Source organism: Shouchella sp. JSM 1781072 (assembly GCF_041949915.1).
Classification (GTDB): Bacteria; Bacillota; Bacilli; order Bacillales; family Bacillaceae_D; genus Shouchella.
The window spans coordinates 1,496,651-1,516,376 of record NZ_JBHFQE010000001.1; the positions used below are offsets into that span (position 1 = coordinate 1,496,651).

21 protein-coding genes are annotated in these 19,726 nt (G+C 39.7%); 3 read left to right on the plus strand and 18 right to left on the minus strand.

Annotated elements, in window-relative coordinates; genetic code table 11:
• The first annotated feature begins 95 nt into the window (after window positions 1–95).
• The 3 genes from vrrA (at window position 96) to ACE1TH_RS07990 (ending at window position 2,321) form a co-directional block, all read left to right on the plus strand.
• Window positions 96–668, plus strand: a complete 573-nt coding sequence (vrrA, locus tag ACE1TH_RS07980) for a VrrA/YqfQ family protein (protein WP_255225076.1) — start codon at window positions 96–98, stop codon at window positions 666–668.
• Window positions 669–772: 104 nt separating this feature from the next.
• Entirely contained in the window at window positions 773–1,264 is a 492-nt protein-coding gene (locus ACE1TH_RS07985) for a CarD family transcriptional regulator (RefSeq protein WP_099300421.1), read from the plus strand.
• 112 nt (window positions 1,265–1,376) lie between these two features.
• The gene (locus ACE1TH_RS07990) at window positions 1,377–2,321 is read left to right on the plus strand and encodes a 4-hydroxy-3-methylbut-2-enyl diphosphate reductase (RefSeq protein WP_099300420.1); all 945 of its coding nucleotides are present in this window, start codon (window positions 1,377–1,379) and stop codon (window positions 2,319–2,321) included.
• 56 nt (window positions 2,322–2,377) lie between these two features.
• Here ACE1TH_RS07990 and ACE1TH_RS07995 read toward each other — a convergent pair whose 3' ends face one another.
• From ACE1TH_RS07995 to ACE1TH_RS08080, 18 genes are all read right to left on the minus strand, one after another.
• Entirely contained in the window at window positions 2,378–3,493 is a 1,116-nt protein-coding gene (locus ACE1TH_RS07995; RefSeq protein ID WP_375078802.1) for a Nif3-like dinuclear metal center hexameric protein, read from the minus strand.
• Complete coding sequence (locus tag ACE1TH_RS08000; RefSeq protein WP_375078687.1) at window positions 3,484–4,206, minus strand: tRNA (adenine(22)-N(1))-methyltransferase; 723 nt, start codon at window positions 4,204–4,206, stop codon at window positions 3,484–3,486. The genes ACE1TH_RS07995 and ACE1TH_RS08000 overlap by 10 nt, the downstream gene beginning before the upstream one ends.
• A gap of 32 nt (window positions 4,207–4,238) precedes the next feature.
• Entirely contained in the window at window positions 4,239–4,610 is a 372-nt protein-coding gene (locus ACE1TH_RS08005) for a c-type cytochrome (RefSeq protein WP_099300418.1), read from the minus strand.
• A 253-nt stretch (window positions 4,611–4,863) separates the two neighbouring features.
• Window positions 4,864–5,985: an RNA polymerase sigma factor RpoD gene (gene rpoD, locus ACE1TH_RS08010; protein ID WP_099300417.1), complete on the minus strand. Its 1,122-nt coding sequence runs from the start codon at window positions 5,983–5,985 to the stop codon at window positions 4,864–4,866.
• A gap of 31 nt (window positions 5,986–6,016) precedes the next feature.
• Window positions 6,017–7,831: a DNA primase gene (gene dnaG / locus ACE1TH_RS08015; protein ID WP_099300416.1), complete on the minus strand. Its 1,815-nt coding sequence runs from the start codon at window positions 7,829–7,831 to the stop codon at window positions 6,017–6,019.
• An 11-nt stretch (window positions 7,832–7,842) separates the two neighbouring features.
• Window positions 7,843–8,307 (minus strand): YaiI/YqxD family protein, encoded by a 465-nt coding sequence (locus tag ACE1TH_RS08020; protein ID WP_255225071.1) that lies wholly within the window; start codon window positions 8,305–8,307, stop codon window positions 7,843–7,845.
• 241 nt (window positions 8,308–8,548) lie between these two features.
• The gene (locus ACE1TH_RS08025; protein WP_099300414.1) at window positions 8,549–9,361 is read right to left on the minus strand and encodes a pyruvate, water dikinase regulatory protein; all 813 of its coding nucleotides are present in this window, start codon (window positions 9,359–9,361) and stop codon (window positions 8,549–8,551) included.
• Window positions 9,362–9,376: 15 nt separating this feature from the next.
• A complete protein-coding gene (gene ccpN / locus ACE1TH_RS08030) occupies window positions 9,377–10,012 on the minus strand; it encodes a transcriptional regulator CcpN (RefSeq protein ID WP_099300413.1) in 636 nt (211 codons plus the stop codon).
• A gap of 30 nt (window positions 10,013–10,042) precedes the next feature.
• Window positions 10,043–12,130, minus strand: coding sequence for a glycine--tRNA ligase subunit beta (glyS, locus tag ACE1TH_RS08035; protein WP_375078688.1), 2,088 nt, complete (start codon window positions 12,128–12,130; stop codon window positions 10,043–10,045).
• Entirely contained in the window at window positions 12,130–13,011 is an 882-nt protein-coding gene (gene glyQ, locus ACE1TH_RS08040; RefSeq protein ID WP_099300411.1) for a glycine--tRNA ligase subunit alpha, read from the minus strand. The genes glyS and glyQ overlap by 1 nt, the downstream gene beginning before the upstream one ends.
• A 258-nt stretch (window positions 13,012–13,269) precedes the next feature.
• Entirely contained in the window at window positions 13,270–14,049 is a 780-nt protein-coding gene (recO, locus tag ACE1TH_RS08045) for a DNA repair protein RecO (protein WP_099300410.1), read from the minus strand.
• Between the two features lie 28 nt (window positions 14,050–14,077).
• Window positions 14,078–14,221 carry a YqzL family protein gene (locus ACE1TH_RS08050; RefSeq protein WP_099300409.1) on the minus strand — a complete coding sequence of 48 codons (144 nt, stop codon included), beginning with the start codon at window positions 14,219–14,221 and terminating at the stop codon, window positions 14,078–14,080.
• Between the two features lie 199 nt (window positions 14,222–14,420).
• On the minus strand, window positions 14,421–15,329 hold the full coding sequence (era, locus tag ACE1TH_RS08055; RefSeq protein ID WP_099300408.1) for a GTPase Era: 909 nt from the start codon (window positions 15,327–15,329) through the stop codon (window positions 14,421–14,423).
• Window positions 15,307–15,720, minus strand: a complete 414-nt coding sequence (locus ACE1TH_RS08060; protein ID WP_099300407.1) for a cytidine deaminase — start codon at window positions 15,718–15,720, stop codon at window positions 15,307–15,309. The genes era and ACE1TH_RS08060 overlap by 23 nt, the downstream gene beginning before the upstream one ends.
• 12 nt (window positions 15,721–15,732) lie before the next feature.
• Window positions 15,733–16,122 (minus strand): diacylglycerol kinase, encoded by a 390-nt coding sequence (locus ACE1TH_RS08065; protein WP_099300406.1) that lies wholly within the window; start codon window positions 16,120–16,122, stop codon window positions 15,733–15,735.
• Window positions 16,097–16,570 carry an rRNA maturation RNase YbeY gene (gene ybeY / locus ACE1TH_RS08070; protein WP_375078689.1) on the minus strand — a complete coding sequence of 158 codons (474 nt, stop codon included), beginning with the start codon at window positions 16,568–16,570 and terminating at the stop codon, window positions 16,097–16,099. The genes ACE1TH_RS08065 and ybeY overlap by 26 nt, the downstream gene beginning before the upstream one ends.
• Before the next feature lie 11 nt (window positions 16,571–16,581).
• Window positions 16,582–18,723, minus strand: coding sequence for an HD family phosphohydrolase (locus ACE1TH_RS08075; RefSeq protein WP_099300404.1), 2,142 nt, complete (start codon window positions 18,721–18,723; stop codon window positions 16,582–16,584).
• A 29-nt stretch (window positions 18,724–18,752) separates the two neighbouring features.
• Window positions 18,753–19,724: a PhoH family protein gene (locus ACE1TH_RS08080; RefSeq protein ID WP_099300403.1), complete on the minus strand. Its 972-nt coding sequence runs from the start codon at window positions 19,722–19,724 to the stop codon at window positions 18,753–18,755.
• Window positions 19,725–19,726: the final 2 nt, after the last annotated feature.

The window sequence follows — 19,726 nt, forward strand, 5'->3', positions numbered from 1 at the left end:
TCATAATTCACGAGCAAGTCCAAGGTCAAAATACGCACAATACGCCCGTTTTTCGCATAGTCTATATTATTAGATCATTGTAGGAGGACATTGTCATGCAGCCATATTATGGACCACCTGCCAGCTCGATCCCTATGCAACCATTATCAAGTGGTTCAAGTCGATTATTAGGAACAGCAACTCATTTTATGCAGCCGACAGCATCAATGGCATCCGCCCCCATCCAACATGCTGTATCAGGCGCTTCCCGTGGCGGCGGAATCTTAGCTCGTCTACTCGGAGGTGGTCGGATTACCAGTCAAGCATTAGGAAGTGCATCTGGAGGGTTAAACTTTGCTACCATTTTAGAAAATACACAACGGGTTATGGGCATTACCCAGCAAGTCGCCCCTATGATTCAACAATACGGACCATTTGTTAAAAATGTTCCCACTCTTTGGCGAATGATGCGATCGATGAGACAGCCATCATCCGGTCAACAGATGCAGACAAGTGCAGAATCGACTACTGCTCGTTCAGACCAAGCTTCTAATCAGCAAGCGGACGGTATTCAAAATGAAACACCCGTGCTTGATCGTCCATCAAATCAATCAATTGCGAACACAACTTCGGCTACTAAACAAAAGCAACCACCTTCCGGGGAATCGCTTCCAAAACTTTATATATAAATCAAATTTTAGTTGTTGACAAGCTTCCTATAACGATAGTATAATTTGATATTTGCCTTCAAATGTGCTATACTGACATGTATAAATCGATTGGAGGAATGTCCATGTTTAAAGTCGGAGACAACGTTGTTTACCCTTATCATGGGGCCGGAAAGATCCAAGAAATTGAAGAGAAGAGTGTTTTAGGAGAAACACAGTCATATTATATTTTGCATTTTCCACTCGTTGATGTAACACTTATGCTTCAAGAATCGCGGATTGATGAATCCGGACTTAGAAAGGTCATCTCCTCCTCTGAAGTCACTCAAGTAGCAGATGCATTAAAATCAGGCCCTGAAATTCCCCTGTCTTCAAGTCAGTTTTCTCGAGACACAGAAAACTTACTTAAAACAGGAAGTATCATCGATGCAGCTCACCTTGTATCTTCGCTTTCAAAAAAGCAAACCGAGCGTTCGAATGGTCTCCATATCCAAGATCGCCACCATTTACAGAAAGCTAGACAAATGGTAGCAAGCGAACTTGCAGTTGTGCAAAAATATTCCGAAGAGCAAGCATATGAATTTATCGACACAAATTTGCTAGAAGAAGCAAATTAATAACGCGTCTTGATTGTCACCTGCGCGTATCTCCTTTACAATAGAAGATGAATCAAAACACGGCTTTCTTTTTTTATGGAAGCCTGTTTTTAATAGGAGGCCATGGACTTTTATGGACGTATTAAAAATTTCACCTAGAGGCTATTGTTATGGCGTTGTAGACGCGATGGTTATGGCACGTCAAGCTGCGCAAAATTTGGACTTGCCGAGACCTCTTTATATACTTGGGCAAATTGTCCACAATCAACACGTTACGGATGCATTTGAAGAAGATGGCATTATTTCTTTAGATGGACCGAACCGGTTAGAAATTCTTAAGGAAGTGACCCACGGTACCGTAATTTTTACCGCACACGGTGTATCTCCAGAAGTGCGTCGACTTGCTAAAGAAAAAGGGCTAACGTGCATTGATGCTACGTGCCCAGATGTAACAAGAACACACGATTTAATTCGCGAAAAAGCAGAAGAAGGTCATCAGTTCATTTATGTTGGTAAACAAGGCCACCCTGAACCAGAAGGCGCAGTAGGCGTTGCACCAGATGCCGTTCACCTTGTTGAAACAATGGATGATCTTGAAGCGTTAACGTTGGATGATCGTGATATTATTATCACAAACCAAACAACAATGAGTCAGTGGGACGTTTCCGACATTATGAAACGTGCTATGGAGCTGTATCCTAAAGCTGAAGTACACAATGAAATTTGTTTAGCGACTCAAGTTCGTCAAGAAGCAGTTGCAGAACAAGCGTCACAATGTGATGTTGTCATTGTAGTTGGTGACCCGAAAAGCAATAACTCCAACCGTTTAGCACAAGTTTCACAACAGATTGCAGGTACACCCGCATACCGTATTGGTGATTTATCACAGCTAAACTTGGATTGGATTAAGGATGCAAAAAAAGTTGGTGTCACTTCAGGTGCTTCAACGCCAACACCGATCACGAAAGAAGTCATCACATTTATTGAAAACTATGAACCTGAAAATGAAACAACGTGGGATACGACGAAAAAAGTACCGATTGAAAAAATCCTCCCAAAAGTACGCGTAAAGAAATAAACGATAAAAAGCGCTAATGTAGATAACCTGCATTAGCGCTTTCTTCTGTTACGATGTCACATGAATTGAAAAGGATCTGTACTATTTTTCGAAGCGGAAATCTTCAGCTCTTTCCCCTCAAATCGTTTTTGTAGTTCTTCGGCGACACCTTTTTTCATAATGGCTTCAATATGATGACCTGCATCAATAATTGTCATTCCATCCATTTTCGCATCTTGCGCAACATGATAATAAAGATCACCAGTCACAAGTACATCCGCACCTTTACGCAATGCTTGATTAACATACTTATTCCCATCTCCGCCTAATACGGCTACTCTGTTAATTTTCTTATCTAAATTTCCGACAACACGGACATTCTCAACACTGAGTGCTTTTTTCACTACATCCACGTACTCACGTAACGTTTGAGCTTGAGGAATTTTGCCCACTCTACCTAACCCGAGCGTTACGGAAGGTTCTTCAAGTGGATAAAGATCATACGCTGGTTCTTCATACGGATGAGCTGAAACGAATGCTTCAATCACGGACGTCGTTAAGTGTTTCGGGACAATCGTTTCAATCCGTTCTTCCTCTACCACTTCTTGTTTATTGTTCTCACCTAAATAAGGATTGGCACGCTCAGTTGGACGAAACGTCCCTTCACCAATTGAAGAAAACGAACAATGGCTGTATTCTCCAATAAAACCTGCTCCCACTTCTCCTAACGATTCTCGAATTGCATCGCCATGGGTTTTTGGAACAAAAGCCACAAACTTGAACATATCTTCTTTATAAGTTGGTACGAGCACCTCTGGCGATTGGATGTGTAGCGCATTCGCTAATAAATCGTTCACACCTCCAGATGCAACATCAAGATTTGTATGTGCGGCATAGATCGTTATTTCATGTTGAATTGCTTTTTGAACAATTCGCCCCATTGCTGTATCCAAATTTATTTGTTTCAAAGGTCTAAATAGTAATGGATGGTGGGCAATAATTAAGTCAACTTTTTGCTCAATTGCCTCGTTCATCGTTTCTTCAAGTACATCAAGGGCAATCATCACATGTTGAACTGGCTTATTTAACGTACCTACCATCAATCCATTTCGATCGCCTTCAACAGCGTACGCTTTCGGTGAAAACCGTTCAAATTCCTTTATGACGTCTTTCCCTGTAAGTGTCACACAAATACCTCCTCAACCATGTCAATCTTACGTTTTAACGCTTCTTTTTTATTTGAAAGCTCTATCGTTTCCGTTCCCTGCTTTAATTGTTTTAACACACGTTCCCAACTATTTTTTTCTTGCGTCCATTTCTTTTTAAAAACCTCTGTATGATTTTGAATTAACAGAGGACCCATCATCAACTCTACCTCTGTATACGTTACAAGAGAGTCACTTTTTTCAGCGACTACAATCTCATAAATTTTATCATCTTCTTCAATAATTTCTTCAGCGACAATGTTAAATTGATGGGACATCAGCCACTCACGTACAGCTTGTGAAGCTACATTCGGCTGCAAAACCAACCGCTGACTACCTGTAAGTTTTTCCAATCCAAGTTCTAAAATAGAAGCAATAAGCGGTCCTCCCATACCTGCGACCGTGATTACGTCGACCTGTTCGTTATCGTTTATAACTTCTAAGCCGCTTCCTTTTCTTACTTCGATCTGATTTTCTAAACGCGACAGCTCTACTTGTTTACGTGCAGACTGATACGGACCTTCATTTATTTCTCCAGCAATGGCATGAAGACCAGCATCTCTCAAGCATAAATAACATGGTAAGTAAGCATGGTCTGAGCCAATATCCGCCAAAGATTGGTAGCCTTCCGCATAGTACGCCACACGTTCAAGTCTGCGAGACAATTGATTCGTATTCAAAGCGATTGTTTCTCCTTCCAAAAGAAAAAAGCAAGGGTTATCCCCCCGCTCTCCTATTCCGATAATGATAATAAGTAATCGGCGACTGCATCAATTTCTTCCGGTTGTAGTGAAGAGCCAAATGCAGGCATGTTTCCTTGACCGTTCGTCACAATGTCAACGATTTCATCGTGAGATAATTCTCCCTCTAAATCGTTAATCGCTGGTGCACTTGCGGTACCACCTAAATCATTTGCATGGCAACTTATACATGAACTCTCAACGATACCTTGTCCATATTCAACCGGATCCCCGATGTCTACTGGTTCTTCCTCTTCTTCATCCATACTAGCACGTTGATCTACGCCAATTGCAGACATCGCAACCATAAGTACGATCCCAAGTAGTGCGATAATAGCGAACGGGATTAACGGACGACCTTTCATATAGGTGCTCTCCTTTCTCGTTAGAACGAACCCTTAATTTATGTATAAAAAGCACGAATCTACTATAGTTTACTCCAAATTCACCATTATGAAAAGGCTTCATCTTACTTTTCCCAAAAATAGCGAAAAAAATTCAAGTTAATTTATAAGAAAATTCTCAACAACGATTTGCAATCCGTTTTAAGAAGAAGTAAAATAGAAATAAGGAAGGCACACGAACCCAGTTAAGCTGAATCCGTGTGCACACCAATTGTTAATCTAAGAAATCCTTTAATCGTTTACTTCTACTTGGATGGCGTAATTTGCGTAAGGCTTTCGCTTCAATTTGTCTGATCCGCTCACGCGTTACACCAAACACTTTACCAACTTCTTCGAGCGTGCGCGTACGACCATCATCAAGGCCAAAGCGAAGGCGAAGTACATTTTCTTCTCGATCCGTGAGGGTATCCAACACGTCTTCTAGTTGTTCTTTTAATAGTTCATACGCAGCTGCATCTGACGGCGCTAAAGCTTCTTGGTCTTCAATGAAGTCACCTAAGTGAGAATCATCTTCTTCACCAATTGGCGTTTCTAATGAAACAGGCTCTTGAGCAATCTTAAGGATTTCTCGAACTTTTTCTGGCGTTAATTCCATTTCTTTTCCAACTTCTTCTGGCGTCGGTTCTCTACCAAAGTCTTGAAGAAGCTGACGTTGTACACGAATTAATTTGTTAATGGTTTCAACCATATGCACTGGAATACGAATGGTTCTCGCTTGGTCCGCAATGGCACGAGTAATTGCTTGACGAATCCACCACGTTGCATACGTACTAAATTTAAAGCCTTTGTCATAATCAAACTTTTCAACCGCTTTAATCAGACCCATGTTGCCTTCTTGAATAAGATCAAGAAACAGCATGCCTCTTCCTACATAACGCTTCGCAATGGAAACAACAAGACGCAAGTTCGCTTCTGCTAAACGCTTCTTCGCTTCTTCATCACCTTGCTCGATTCGTTTTGCTAAATTGATTTCCTCTTCAGCAGAAAGAAGCGGCACACGACCAATTTCTTTAAGGTACATACGAACTGGATCGTTTATTTTAATACCAGGAGGGACACTAAGATCATTTAAATCGAATTCATCTTCATTTTTTTCGACTTGTTGCATGGATGGTACTTCATCGTCCGTTTCATTTAAGAGTTCCACACCTTGCTCTCCAAGGTATTCATAAAATTCATCCATTTGGTCAGCATCTTGTTCAAACGAAGCCATTTTCTCTGTAATTTCGGCATACGTTAATGTACCACGCTTTTTACCAACCTCTACTAATTGTTCTTTTACTTGATCGATGGATAGATCACCTTCAGTTACTGGACGTAACGGTTTATCAGCCACTCGATCCCCTCCTTCCAAAATTAACGACGAATTACTTTCCTAGCAATTCCCTTTTTTCGCGTATGAGTTCCATTTGCTTTTGCGCGGCAAGAATTGGATCTTGCTCTAAACGCGCCGCTTGTTGCTTTTCTTTAATTTGTAATAGTTTCGGATATTGTTCAATCTTCTTAATGTAATCGTGTAGTTCATCATCTGTACAGTCGATTTTTATATCTTGCATAAGCAGGTAAGCAGCTAACTTCGCAAGATTTTGATCTTCAAGACTCTCTATAAAATCATTTATTCCCTTTTCTGGATGTTGCGAAACAAAGGATAACAAATATGCATAAAGAGCTCCATGTTCGTCTATATTGAAACCACTCTCTAGACGCTCCGTAACTCTCCAAATCATCTCTTCATCTTGTAGCATATGGGCAAGGAGCATCCGTTCTGCCTTAATATGCGCAGCCATAGGCCTAGATGTTTGGAAATGATGATGTGGTTTAATCGTTTCTTTCCGATGTTCGGCAGGTTGATCTTGTTTTGAACGCCCCTGTTTTTTTTCCTTCCGCTCCATTTCTTGTTGCAAAACGTGCAAAGACAGGTTAAATTCGTTTGATAACTGCCTTAAATAGTGCTCTTGCTCAATCGATTGCTCTAAGCCTGCGATTTCCTCAAGCATGTCTTCAATATACTTAAGACGTTCTCCTTCATTTTCTAAGTTTTTTGTTTGCTTGGCATCATGCATCTTAAAAGCCATAACAGACAAAAGTTCTTCTTCTAAATGAAGTTTGAACGCATCTGAACCAAATTCTTTCACAAAGTCATCTGGATCATACCCATCTGGTAACAAACAAACTTGAATCCGGCAGCCCACTTTTTCTAAATAAGGAATTGTTTTTCGGATTGCCTCTCGACCCGCTTTATCACCATCAAAACAGACAACAATCTCTTCTGCGTTTCGGCGAAGAAGCTTCGCATGATCGGGGCTTAAAGCCGTTCCGAGGGTTGCAACCGCATTTTCAATTCCTGACTTCCATGCCGCCATCACATCGAATGCACCTTCAAAAAGGTAAGCACGGTCTTTCTTTCGAATGATTGGTCGCGCTTCATACATGTGAAATAACGTTTTTGCTTTTTGATAAATAGGTGTCTCTGGACTATTTAAATATTTTGGTTGACCTTCACCAATAATTCTTCCACCAAAACCAACAATGTCTCCATTATTATCTGAAATTGGAAAAATTAAACGATTGCGGAATAAATCGTAAAATCCGCTTGTTTTACGCTTCGCAACTAATCCAGCTTCTTCCATGATCTCTAAGTCGAAATCATTTTGTTCAAGGACCTTTGAAATGGTTTCCCATTCGTCTAGTGCATAGCCAATTTTAAAATGATCAATTTGAGCTTGAGAAAACCAACGTTCCTCTGCATATACACGACCTGGAGATCCCTCTTCCGTAAACATAAAAATACTATGATACGTAGAAGCAGCTAGCTGATGAGCTTTCTTCATTGCTTCTATTTTAGATGTATCTACTTGCGAAACATCCTCTGAAAGCTGCGTGATTTGAGGTAAAGAAATCTTATTTTTATCAGCTAGATGGGTGACCGTTTTTGTAAACGACCAGCCTTCTAATTCTTGCAGGAACGTAAACACATTCCCGCCAGCTCCACAACCAAAACAATGGTAAACCTGTTTTTCTTCTGAGACAGAAAAAGACGGCGTTTTTTCATCATGAAAAGGACATAACCCGCCGTATTGGCGCCCATTCTTCTTAAGTTGAACATACTCACCGATGACATCAACGATATCGCTCGCATTCCTTATTTCTGATAGTTTCTCATCAGGAATTTTCACGGACATAACGCCATCACCTATTCTTTTTCATTCCTATCGTTGTCACGTTTTAATGCGTATTCAAGCGACTGTGCAAATTGCTCACGATCTTCTGTCGTAAATTTCCGAGGACCTTTTGTCTTCTTTCCAGCTCTTCTAGCTTTTTGAGAAGCATAGCGAGACTGTAACATGCTCGACATTTCCTCTTCTTTATATACATGACCGCGTGGAGAAAGCACAATCGTCCCTTTTATAATCAATAATGAAGCTAAGGCATGATCTTGAGATATGCATATGTCGCCTCGTCTTACCGTTTGGAGTAAATAAAGATCCGCTGCTTCTTTATCTACATCTACTTGTACGGTTTTGACTTGTTGGGGCAAGACCATATTATGTGCATACGAAAAAACAAAGACCAATTCTTTTTGATATTGATCACAAAGGGTAATAATTTCTTCTTTAACAGGACAAGAATCTGCATCAACATATACCGTTGAACTCATACGTAACCATTCAACATTTATGGCTTGATCTCCTTCTTATTTGACGAAAAAAACAAGAACCTGTCGAAAACCCTAATTTATTTCGTCTTCTTTACTATCATTACCAAAAAAACAAGAAAAAGTCTTGACTTTTTAAATTTATTTGATCTCTAGCCTTTTTATACATCAAATCAGCAAATTTAGAGTCCCAATTGGCAATTATACTTTAAAACAAGCTTTTTGAACAGTAAACAGTTTCCAATTAATGCTTTTGGAACATATTGGAGATTAAATTCGCTGTTTCTTCTACCGCTTTATTTGACACATCAATCACTGGACAGTTTACCCGCTCCATCACTTCTTGCGCATAATCCAATTCTTGTTTAATGCGGTTTATATTTGCGTAGTTCGCTTCAGACTTCAATCCTAATGCTTTCAAACGCTCAGTTCGTATGCTATTTAGCTTTTCTGGGCTAATACGTAAGCCAATACATTTTTTAGATGAGATTTTGAATAGTTCTTCCGGCGGTTCCACTTCCGGCACAAGGGGGACGTTCGCCACTTTTAATCGTTTGTGAGCTAAATATTGAGAAAGAGGCGTCTTTGACGTTCTTGATACGCCAATCAAGACAACATCTGCCAAAATAATTCCTCTAGGGTCTCGGCCATCATCATATTTAACAGCAAATTCGATCGCTTCAACTTTTCTGAAATAATCTTCGTCCAATCGATAAATTAGACCTGGTTCATACCGTGGTTGTTCATTCGTTAATTGATTAATCTTCCCTAATACAGGACCAATAATATCAACGGTTTCAACATTTGCTTCTTTTGCTGTTTGCAGTAAATAATCTTTAATCTCTGGAACAACAAGCGTAAATGCAATTAACGCCTTCGCTTTTTTCGCGATTTGTACGACTTCTTGAATCGTTCCTTTATCCTCTACATAAGGAATGCGGCGAATTTCTACATTCGATCCATTAAATTGACTAACTGCCGCTTTCACAACTAGTTCAGCAGTTTCACCAACTGAATCTGACACAATGTAAACAATTAAGCGTTCCGTTTGACTCATGAAGAACAGCCCTCCTTATGTTCCTTCATTCTTAGCTAAATCTACTAACAAAGAAGTCATATTTGTTTTTGTGATTCGCCCAATGACTTCAAATCCAGAGCCGACATCAACTTTTTTCACAATCGGAATTCCATCAATTTGCCTTGAAATGAGTTTATGAGCGACTTCAATTATTGAGTCCTCTTTTTCACAGACTGTAATATTCGGCATTCGCGTCATAATAATACTAACTGGAATGGTTTCAATTGCTTGTCCACCCATGCTTGCTCGGAGCAAATCTTTTCGAGAGACAACCCCTACTAACGTTGTGTGCTTATCAACGATAAACAATGTCCCGCAGTCTTCAAGGAACATCGTACAAATCGCTTCATAAACAGAAGTTGATTGTTCTACAATAACGGGTCTTGATTGATAATGATGGACTTTAATTTTTTGGATTTCATCTGAAAGAACAGGAGAATCCGTTTTCCCTGTATAAAAATAACCAACTCGTGGTCTAGCATCAAGAAAGCCAGACATCGTTAGAATAGCTAAATCAGGGCGGAGTGTTGCCCTTGTTAAAGACAAACGCTCCGCAATGTGCTCTCCTGTAATCGGTCCATTTTCTTTGACAATATCAATGATTTGTTGCTGTCTATTTGAAAGTTCGATTGGGACTCACCTCTCTAACCTGAACACTAGTTACGAAGAAAAGACAATTTGCTGAAAATCAGCATATGAATGAATCGAACGAGCTAACCTTTTTAATAATGCTAGACGATTCGATCGAATTGCTGGATCGTCTACCATAACCATTGTGTGTTCAAAGAATGCATGAATCGGCTCTTGGCAAGCCGCTAAAAGGTGATAAGCTGCAAACGCGTCATGTCGTGTCCACGCTTGCGCTAAACTCATTTCCACTTCAACGATTGCTGCCAACAACTTTGCTTCAACATCATTTTCAAACAGCGCTTCATCAATGATTGTATCTGTTTCCGCCTTTTGAGCAAGGTTTGTTACTCGACTCAATGCTTCGACAGCTTTTTTAAACTCAGGTTGATTAAGCTGTTGTCCAATCGCTTCTGCTTTTGCAAACATTGAATATACATCGACTAGAGGTGCAGCTAACACTGCATCTACAACATCATACCGGTAGCCAGCCTCATTCATTAAATGTTTAAAGCGGCTTAAAAAGAATTGTACTGCTTCTTCTTTTGTAGATTCGACATTAGCCGTCATAAATCCTTTTTGACTCAATGTATTTACCCAATAATCAATGATCGTATCTATTGAAGTGGCTGATTTTCGATCAAGTAAAATTTGAACGACCCCGTTCGCTTGCCTTCTTAACGCATATGGATCTTGGGAACCTGTAGGAATGAGACCAATCGCAAAGCACGATAACACAGTGTCAATTTTATCTGCTAAAGACAAAATGCCACCGATTGTTGAACTTGGCAACGTATCGTGCGAAAAACGCGGTAAATATTGCTCACGAATCGCAAGCGCTACACGATTGTCTTCGTTTGCTTTTTCCGCATAATCTTGACCCATTCGACCTTGCAACTCTGGAAATTCCCCTACCATGTTCGTAACAAGATCAAATTTAGAAATGGTTGCTGCTCGCTTCACAAACTCTATTTGTTCTACTGGTACTTGTTCTTTTTCTGCTAGCCAAATAGCCAGTTCTTGTGTCCGACTAACTTTTTCCGCAATCGTACCAATTGACTCATGAAACACAACATTTTTCAGCTTTTGGTTCCACTGATCAATTGATAGCTTTTGATCTTCTTCGTAGAAAAATGCAGCATCTGCTAGACGACCACGTAACACTTTTTCATTCCCTTTAGAAACATTTTCAAGATGTTCTTCATTTCCGTTCCGCACTGTGACGAAATGAGGTAATAATTCACCTGTTTTTGATTCGACCGGAAAATAGCGCTGATGTTCGCGCATGGTTGTAATCAACACTTCTTTCGGTAACGTTAAATACGTTTCTTCAAATCCACCACTTAGGGCAGTCGGGTATTCAATTAAATTATTGACTTCTTCCAAAAGATCTTCATTTACTGGAATAACCCACTCATTCGTCGCTTCCAATTCCGCTAACTGTGAGCGAATGGCGCTTTTTCTTTTTTCAGCATCTACCACGACATAGTGCTCAAGCATTTGATTTTCATAGTTGTTAGGAGATGAAATGTCAATACTAGATTCACCTAGAAAACGGTGTCCTCTTGTTGTACGACCTGACGTCACGTCTGTTAGTGCAATTGGAACAACCGCTTCTCCAAACAACGCTACAATCCATCGTATTGGACGAGCATATCGTAAATCGTACGTATGCCATTTCATTCTTTTCGGGAAGTTAAGACTTGTTATTAACGACTCCATTTGTGGGAGAATGTCAACGGTATGCTTTCCTTCTGAAAAAGATGTTGCATATACATATTCAACACCGTTATACGCTTCGATCGTTAACGCATCTGGCTCAATTTTTTGCGACTTAGCGAAGCCAAGTGCTGCCTTTGTCCAGTTCCCTTCTTCATCTTGCGCAATTTTTTTTGCAGGGCCTTTTGCTTTTACGACAGAATCCTCTTGCTTATCAGCCAAACCGTGAACCAAAATGGCTAATCGTCGAGGGGTTGAGAAACGTTCCGTTCGCTCGTAAGTAAGTTTTTGATCAGCTAACCAATGCTGCACCTTCTCTTCAAGTTGAACAATGGCTTCTGTCACGAACCTTGCTGGCAATTCTTCTAATCCTATTTCCAGGAGAAATGGTGTTGTCGCCATTAGTTTGCCTCCTTTTTCTTCAACATTGGAAATCCAAGTTTTTCACGTTCTTCGTAATACTGTTTTGCAGCTTTTCTCGCTAGCGTACGCACGCGTCCAATATAACCCGTTCGTTCCGTTACAGAAATCGCACCACGAGCATCTAATAAATTAAACACGTGGGAACACTTCAAAATATAATCATACGAAGGAAACACTAAGTTACGGTCTAAAGCTCTCGTTGCTTCTTTCTCATACGTATTGAACAAGTTAAATAACATCTCACTATCTGACACTTCAAACGTGTATGTGGAGTGTTCGAATTCTGGTTGTAAGAAAATATCACCATATGTGAAGCCTTCTACCCATTCAAGATCAAACACGTTTTCTTTTTCCTGAATATACGTAGCTAAACGTTCGATTCCATACGTGATTTCTGCAGACACGGGAGAAGCTTCCATTCCGCCAACTTGCTGGAAGTACGTAAATTGTGTAATTTCCATTCCGTCTAGCCAAACTTCCCATCCAAGTCCAGCACATCCTAGTGTCGGATTTTCCCAATTATCTTCTACAAAACGAATATCATGTTCAAGCGGGTTAATTCCAAGCGCTTTTAGACTTTCGAGATATAATTCTTGAATGTTATTCGGCGATGGTTTCATAATGACTTGGAACTGATGGTGTTGATATAGACGGTTCGGGTTTTCTCCATAGCGTCCATCAGCTGGTCGTCTCGATGGCTCTACATAAGCAACGTTCCATGGCTCAGGTCCAATGGTTCTTAATAACGTATGCGGACTCATCGTTCCAGCACCTTTTTCCGTGTCGTAAGCGTTCATAATAATACAATTTTGCTTCGCCCAATATGATTGCAATGTTAAGATCATATTTTGAATATTCATACTATACCTCCTATTTTTCAAAAAACAAAAAACCCTCAATCCACATGCCATTACGGCATAGGGACGAGAGTTACCCGCGGTTCCACCCTACTTATTAAACACAATCGTGTTTAATCACTTTATACGGTCTTATGCTAAAGAGTGCCTTGCACGTTCTTGGTTCTTCAGCTCACACCATTCTGAAGTCGCTAGAAACCAATAACTGAACATACTTTTTCTCTTATCACTGCATTTTAGTCATGTTCCATTATTTTACCTTTATTCCTTCGCATCGTCAACCTTAAAATGATCGGGATCTACTTTCTTTAATTGATCAATAAACCGCTGCGACTTTAATGTGACGCCGACATATTCTTGGTAGTAGGAAGAAATGATTTGAGCTAAACGCGCTTTTGTTTCTCGCTTAATTGAAATCGCCCCTACTTTATTTAAGTCCACATAATAAAGGGTTCGAATCAATTTTACCATTGACAACGTAAGGGGAAACGCACGTTCATCACGAGGAGCGCAAACTCCACATAAGAAACCAGCAAATGTTAAAGAAAATACGACTGGGTCTCTTTCAACTGATCGACAACTTGCACAGCCGTCTATATTCGGCTTTGCACCTGCTATTGAGAGCATTTTTAAATCAATAATTCTCGCAATGATTTCTGGATCTTGCCCTTTGTCAACCTGTTCGATTGAGAGATAGAGCCAATCAAATAAAAATAAATAAGGTTTGCGTTCTTCCGTTAATTTATCAATTAACTCTGTTATATAAGCAGCATAGGAAGCTTTAAATAGATCAAAATGCACATGCTTAAACGATTTTATAATCTCACCTTGACTAATGGTCGGTAACCCATTGCCTTTAAAATAGACAAATGAACCATGAACAAATGGTTGCATAACGGCAGCATAACGACTATTTGGCTTTTTCGCCCCTTTAGCCATAAGTGTTATTTTGCCATGATCTTTCGTAAGTACGGTTGCAATTTTGTTCGATTCACCATAATCAATTGTTTTTAAAATAATTCCTTCTTCTTTTATTAGCATATTAAATCCTTACAGCAAGTCTCTGCTATTAAGAAAGAGTAGGGTCCACCTGGTCATCTGAGGGTACTACTTCTCCCTCGTCCATGTCATTATCTCTCTCCAATTCCTTGTGGAGTAAATAAGTTTCAATGTTTCCCGTCTGTGAAAAAACTTTCCAAGATAGAACAAGCACTGTTTTACAACTCCTCTCAATCGTTCTTATGAAGTATGATGACCTAAACTTACTATACTCATCCGATGGAAATATTGTTAATTAGCAGAGCTTGACTTTTTATTTTTTTACGATTCTCATCTGTCATTATCATATCTTTTTGTATAACAAAAAACAATGGTCCAACACCCAGTTTGAACCATTGTTTCCATTTAATATTCTAATATTCGTCTTCGTTAAATCCGTAATCTCGAAGCTGCGAGGGACGATTGCGCCAGTCTTTTTGAACTTTAACCCATAGCTCTAAAAAGACGCCTGAGCCGAGTAACGCCTCGATATCCACCCTTGCTTTTTGGCCAATATCTTTCAACATTGAGCCATGTTTGCCAATAATGATCCCTTTTTGTGAAGACCGCTCCACAATAATGGTTGCGCCAACGTAAACTTTCCCATTGTCTCTTCTCTTCATTTGTTCAATGACGACCGCCAGGGAATGCGGGATTTCTTCCTTCGTTACGTGTAATGCTTTTTCCCGAATAAGCTCCGCAACAATAAAGCGTTCTGGATGATCGGTTACTTGATCGCTCGGGTAATATTGCGGCCCCTCTTCAAGATGACCCATAATTTGATTCATCATTGTCCCTACATTGTCACCTTCTAATGCAGAAACCGGCACAACTTCTTCAAAGTCATAACGATCACGATAGGCATCAATAATTTCGAGAAGAGCGTCTTTCGTTACTTTATCAATTTTATTAACGATCAAAAAGACAGGTGTTTTTGTATCTTTTAAGCGATCAATAATATATTGTTCTCCAGGTCCAAACTTAGCATCAGCATCAATAACATATAAGATTAAATCTACTTCTCGTAATGTGTTTGTCGCAACTTTCATCATAAAATCGCCAAGGCGATGTTTCGGCTTGTGAATGCCTGGTGTATCGATAAAGACGACTTGTGCGTCATTTGTTGTAAGAACACCTTGAACTTTATTTCTTGTTGTTTGAGGCTTGTCCGACATAATGGCAATTTTTTGCCCAATGACTCTGTTTAACAACGTCGATTTCCCAACGTTCGGTCTGCCGATAATAGAGACAAAACCTGATTTAAATGTTTCTTTTTGATTCATTCATATCCTCCGCTTTAAAAAAACCTGGTAATAATGCTTCAATTGTTGTTTCTTGCCAATCCCCATTAAGATTACTTAAATATACAGGCATTGTTGGTTCACATAATTCAGCCAATACTTGTCTACATGCACCGCACGGCGATACAGGATTCGGTGTATCTGCCGCAACTGCTAATGCTTGAAATGGAGCATGACCTGGCTCATATGCTTTAAATAGCGCCGTTCTTTCTGCACAATTCGCTAAACTATAGGCTGCATTTTCAATATTTGCGCCTTTTACGACTGTGCCATCGGCTAATAATAAGGCTGCTCCTACTTTAAATGAGGAGTAAGGAACATATGCTTGTTCTCTTGCTTCAACTGCTTGTTCAATAAGTGCTGCTTTTTCCATTTAAACTCCTCCTTAACGAAACATTGATAGTAAATAGGGTACAAAGATAATTAACCCTATTATAACCGCTATCACACAAAAGATAAAAACACTTGCTGCACCAATATCTTTCGCTCGTTTTGCAAAAGGATGGTACTCTTCTGTCACTAGATCTACCGTTCGTTCAATCGCCGTATTTAACGTTTCCGCAGTTAATACGCCTCCCATGACCAGTAATAATACCACCCACTCCATGGCAGTCACGGAAAAAAACCAAGCAAGTCCGCAAATGACTATTGTGCTTATTAAGTGAATCTGCATGTTTTGTTCATTTTTTATTACATACCCAAGACCCGAAATTGCAAAGTTGAATGAACGAATTAAACGTTTGACCCCTCTACGGTTTCGATCTTCCAATGCCATAGGATTCTAAAATCTCCTCTTGTTTAGTAAACATTTCCCTTTCTTCATCTGACGATTGATGATCATAGCCGAGCAGATGCAAAAAGCCATGTACAACTAAAAATGCGAGCTCACGTTCAAATGAATGGTTATATTCTTCGGCTTGGCGCTGAATATGGGAGATCGAAACGATAATATCTCCTAACAAATTCGGCATACCTTCCATTTGTTCATACTCTTGTTCGCCATCGTTTAACGCAAATGACAGTACATCTGTTGATCGGTCAATGCCACGATGTTCCAAATTCAATTCATGAATCGCCGCCTCCGTTACGAACGTAACGGATAGTTCCGAATCTGCTTGGACATGTTCTGTGTCCCCGGCTGCCAAAAGAATCTCGTGAACAAGCTTTGTTTGCTCTTCTGTTAATGTTTCTGTCTCATCGACTATGTCAATCTCAATCATCACTTTACTCCTTTTTAGTCATCATCAGGATATTCAATACGCTGATGAAATGTGCCATTTAATGTCTCGCACATGGATAATTTAATCTGATTTAACTCTTTTAACGTTAAATCTGACTCGTCAAATTGCCCATCCTCTAACTTATCTTTAATAATCTTATCAACTAATTGCTCCACTTTATCCGGTGTCGGCTTTTGCATTGAACGAACTGCCGCTTCGACACTATCTGCAATGGAAATAATCGACGTCACCTTCGTTTGCGGTTTTGGCCCTGGGTATCGGAACTGTATTTCCGGAATATGCTGCTTATCATCGTCTTGCTTTGCTTTGTAATAGAAAAACTTCAACAAGCTTGTACCATGATGTTGCTCAGCAATATCAACAATTTCTCGTGGCATTTTATGTTGTTTTAACAAATTTGCACCATCATAAGGGTGAGAGATAATAATGGTTTTGCTTAACTGAGGTGAAATTTTATCATGAGGGTTATCGCCTTTTAATTGATTTTCAATAAAAAATCGCGGTCTTCGCGTTTTTCCAAGATCATGATAATAGGCGCCAACCCTTGCAAGCAATCCGTTTTCACCTAATGTTTCGCACGCTGCTTCTGCTAGATTTCCTACAATTACGCTATGGTGATAGGTTCCTGGTGCTTCTGTTAAAATTTTTCGCAATAACGGATGATTTGGATTAGACAATTCAATTAAACGAGCCGTTGACAATACGCCAAAACCCGTTTCAATAAACGGTAATAACCCAATTGTTAAAACAGATGCAACAAATGCAGCTAAAAATGCAGCTAAAAAGTAAAAGCCTAATTCAACCCAGTTTAAGTAAATACTTTTCATCAAAAGCAAAGCGACAACAGTCAAACTGTTTGCACATAAAACAAAAAAGCCAGCTTTTAAGATGCGCGTTGCTTTATTTGATTGATTTAAGAAATAAATCCCTGTCAGCGATCCCACTAAAATATAGAAGCCGTAAACGAAAGCAAATGTACTTGATGAATCATGATTATAGAAGACACTACCTATGATCGCAAATAAAAAGCTGGTCACAATCGCTATTTTTGGATGAAGCAAAAGCGTTAACAGCATCGCTCCTGCTGCGGCTGGAACGGCATAGCCAATTCCCGGAACCGATATAACGGTTTCAAGATAACTATACAGTTTCATTAGCACCAAAATAACGGTAAACACAATTGAAAACATTAGTAAATGCGAATTGTTTGTTGCAACAGACGTATTTGAATCATTTAAGAAAAACGTCAACATACCGACTAAAAGCACAACAAACAAAGCAAGTCCAATGTACGGGAAAATAATTGTGGCTTCGTCAAGTAAACCGACTAAACGAAGTTGTTCATACATTTCATATGTAACTAAGTCGCCTTCTTTAACAATTAGCTCCCCTTCACGTATTAAAACAGGATCAACTGAATCAGCCGCTTCTTGCCTTAACCGTTGCGTGGCTTCCGAATCATACGTCACATTAAATACAATCGCTAAATCAACCACGTCAATAATGGAATCACGAACTTCTTGCGAGAGGCTTGTGACTTCTAGAATTTGCTCTTCAGCTTCTTGCTTCGCTTCTTGTAAATCGCCAACTTTTATCGGCTGGCTCATTATTTCATGCACGGTGTTAACCGCTGCTTCGTGGGCAGACTGAAACTGAAAATCAGACGCCGTGATTAAAACTTCCAGCGCTTCATCTGGTAAATCTGCGTTTGTGGAAGCCGACAAATCGGCACGTATGTCGTCAATTTGATCAGAGACTGATGCAGCTTCATCCTCTTCATCCGAAGCTTCCTGTTCACGTACGAGACGAATTATCGTAAAAATATCATTCACTTGCTGAACGCGATCTTCTTCATAATGTTGATTATGACGCATCTGGCTTTCAACAGAACTTACAGCCTCTGTTCGCCTTTGTTCTGTTGCCACTCGGTTCTCAACAGTCATCGGGGCTCGAATATCTTGTTCAGCAGGCTCAGACAAGTTTACTTCTAACTGCTCAGGTATGATGTTGTCCAACATTAAGCCGTACATAATAAAGCCAAGTATTGTAAAAATGACTGTACGTATATACGGCTGTTGTTTTATTTTTTGCCACCACTTTCTCGGGGCCGATACTTTAGGCTTATCCTCTTCCACATATAGTCACCTCACTAGGCTCTACACACTCACTTTTCGTCAGCTTGCTCTTCCTTTTCATACGCATAAAGAATGCGCTGAACAAGCACATGACGAACGACATCAGAAGCTTGAAGGTATACAAATCCAATACCCTTTACTGATTTCAATTTGCGAAGCGCCACTTGTAATCCGGATCTTTTTCCTTTAGGTAAATCAATTTGTGTAATATCTCCATTAATAACCATTTTTGAACCGAATCCTAGTCTAGTAATAAACATTTTAATTTGCTCTTCCGTTGTGTTTTGCGCTTCATCGAGAATAACAAATGAATCATCGAGTGTTCTACCACGCATATAAGCTAAAGGAGCAACTTCGATCGTTCCTCTTTCCATTAGTCTAGTCGTATGTTCGACTCCTAAAACATCGTGGAGGGCATCATAAATCGGTCGTAAATACGGGTCAACTTTTTCTTTAAGGTCTCCTGGTAAAAACCCTAAACTTTCTCCTGCTTCTACAGCCGGTCGAGTTAAAACAATCCGGTTCACTTTGCCATCCTTTAATGCTGAAACCGCCGAAACAACGGCTAAATACGTTTTTCCTGTTCCCGCAGGACCTACACCAAACACCATATCATGTTTTTTTATCATGGAAACATAATGTCGCTGGCCTAATGTCTTTGCACGGATGGCTTTTCCTTTTACAGTCGTAGCAATATTCTCGTCATACAAGTCATTTAATTCATCTAGCTTTCCTTCTTTTTCAAGTTGGATCGCATAAAACACATCTTGTTCTGACAACTTCGTATACTGTTCTACAATTGTAATAAGCGTTTCAATAATTGCCGCTGCTCGTTCAATTTGTTTTTTCTCACCTGTAATGAGAATATCTTCACCCCGAGTAACAAGCTCAATGGATAATTCTTCTTCAATTCTTTTTAAATGTAAATCATTCGGTCCATATAGTGCTTGTGCTAATTGGGCATCTTTTAAGTTTAGTTGAATCAATGATGTTTCTGACAATC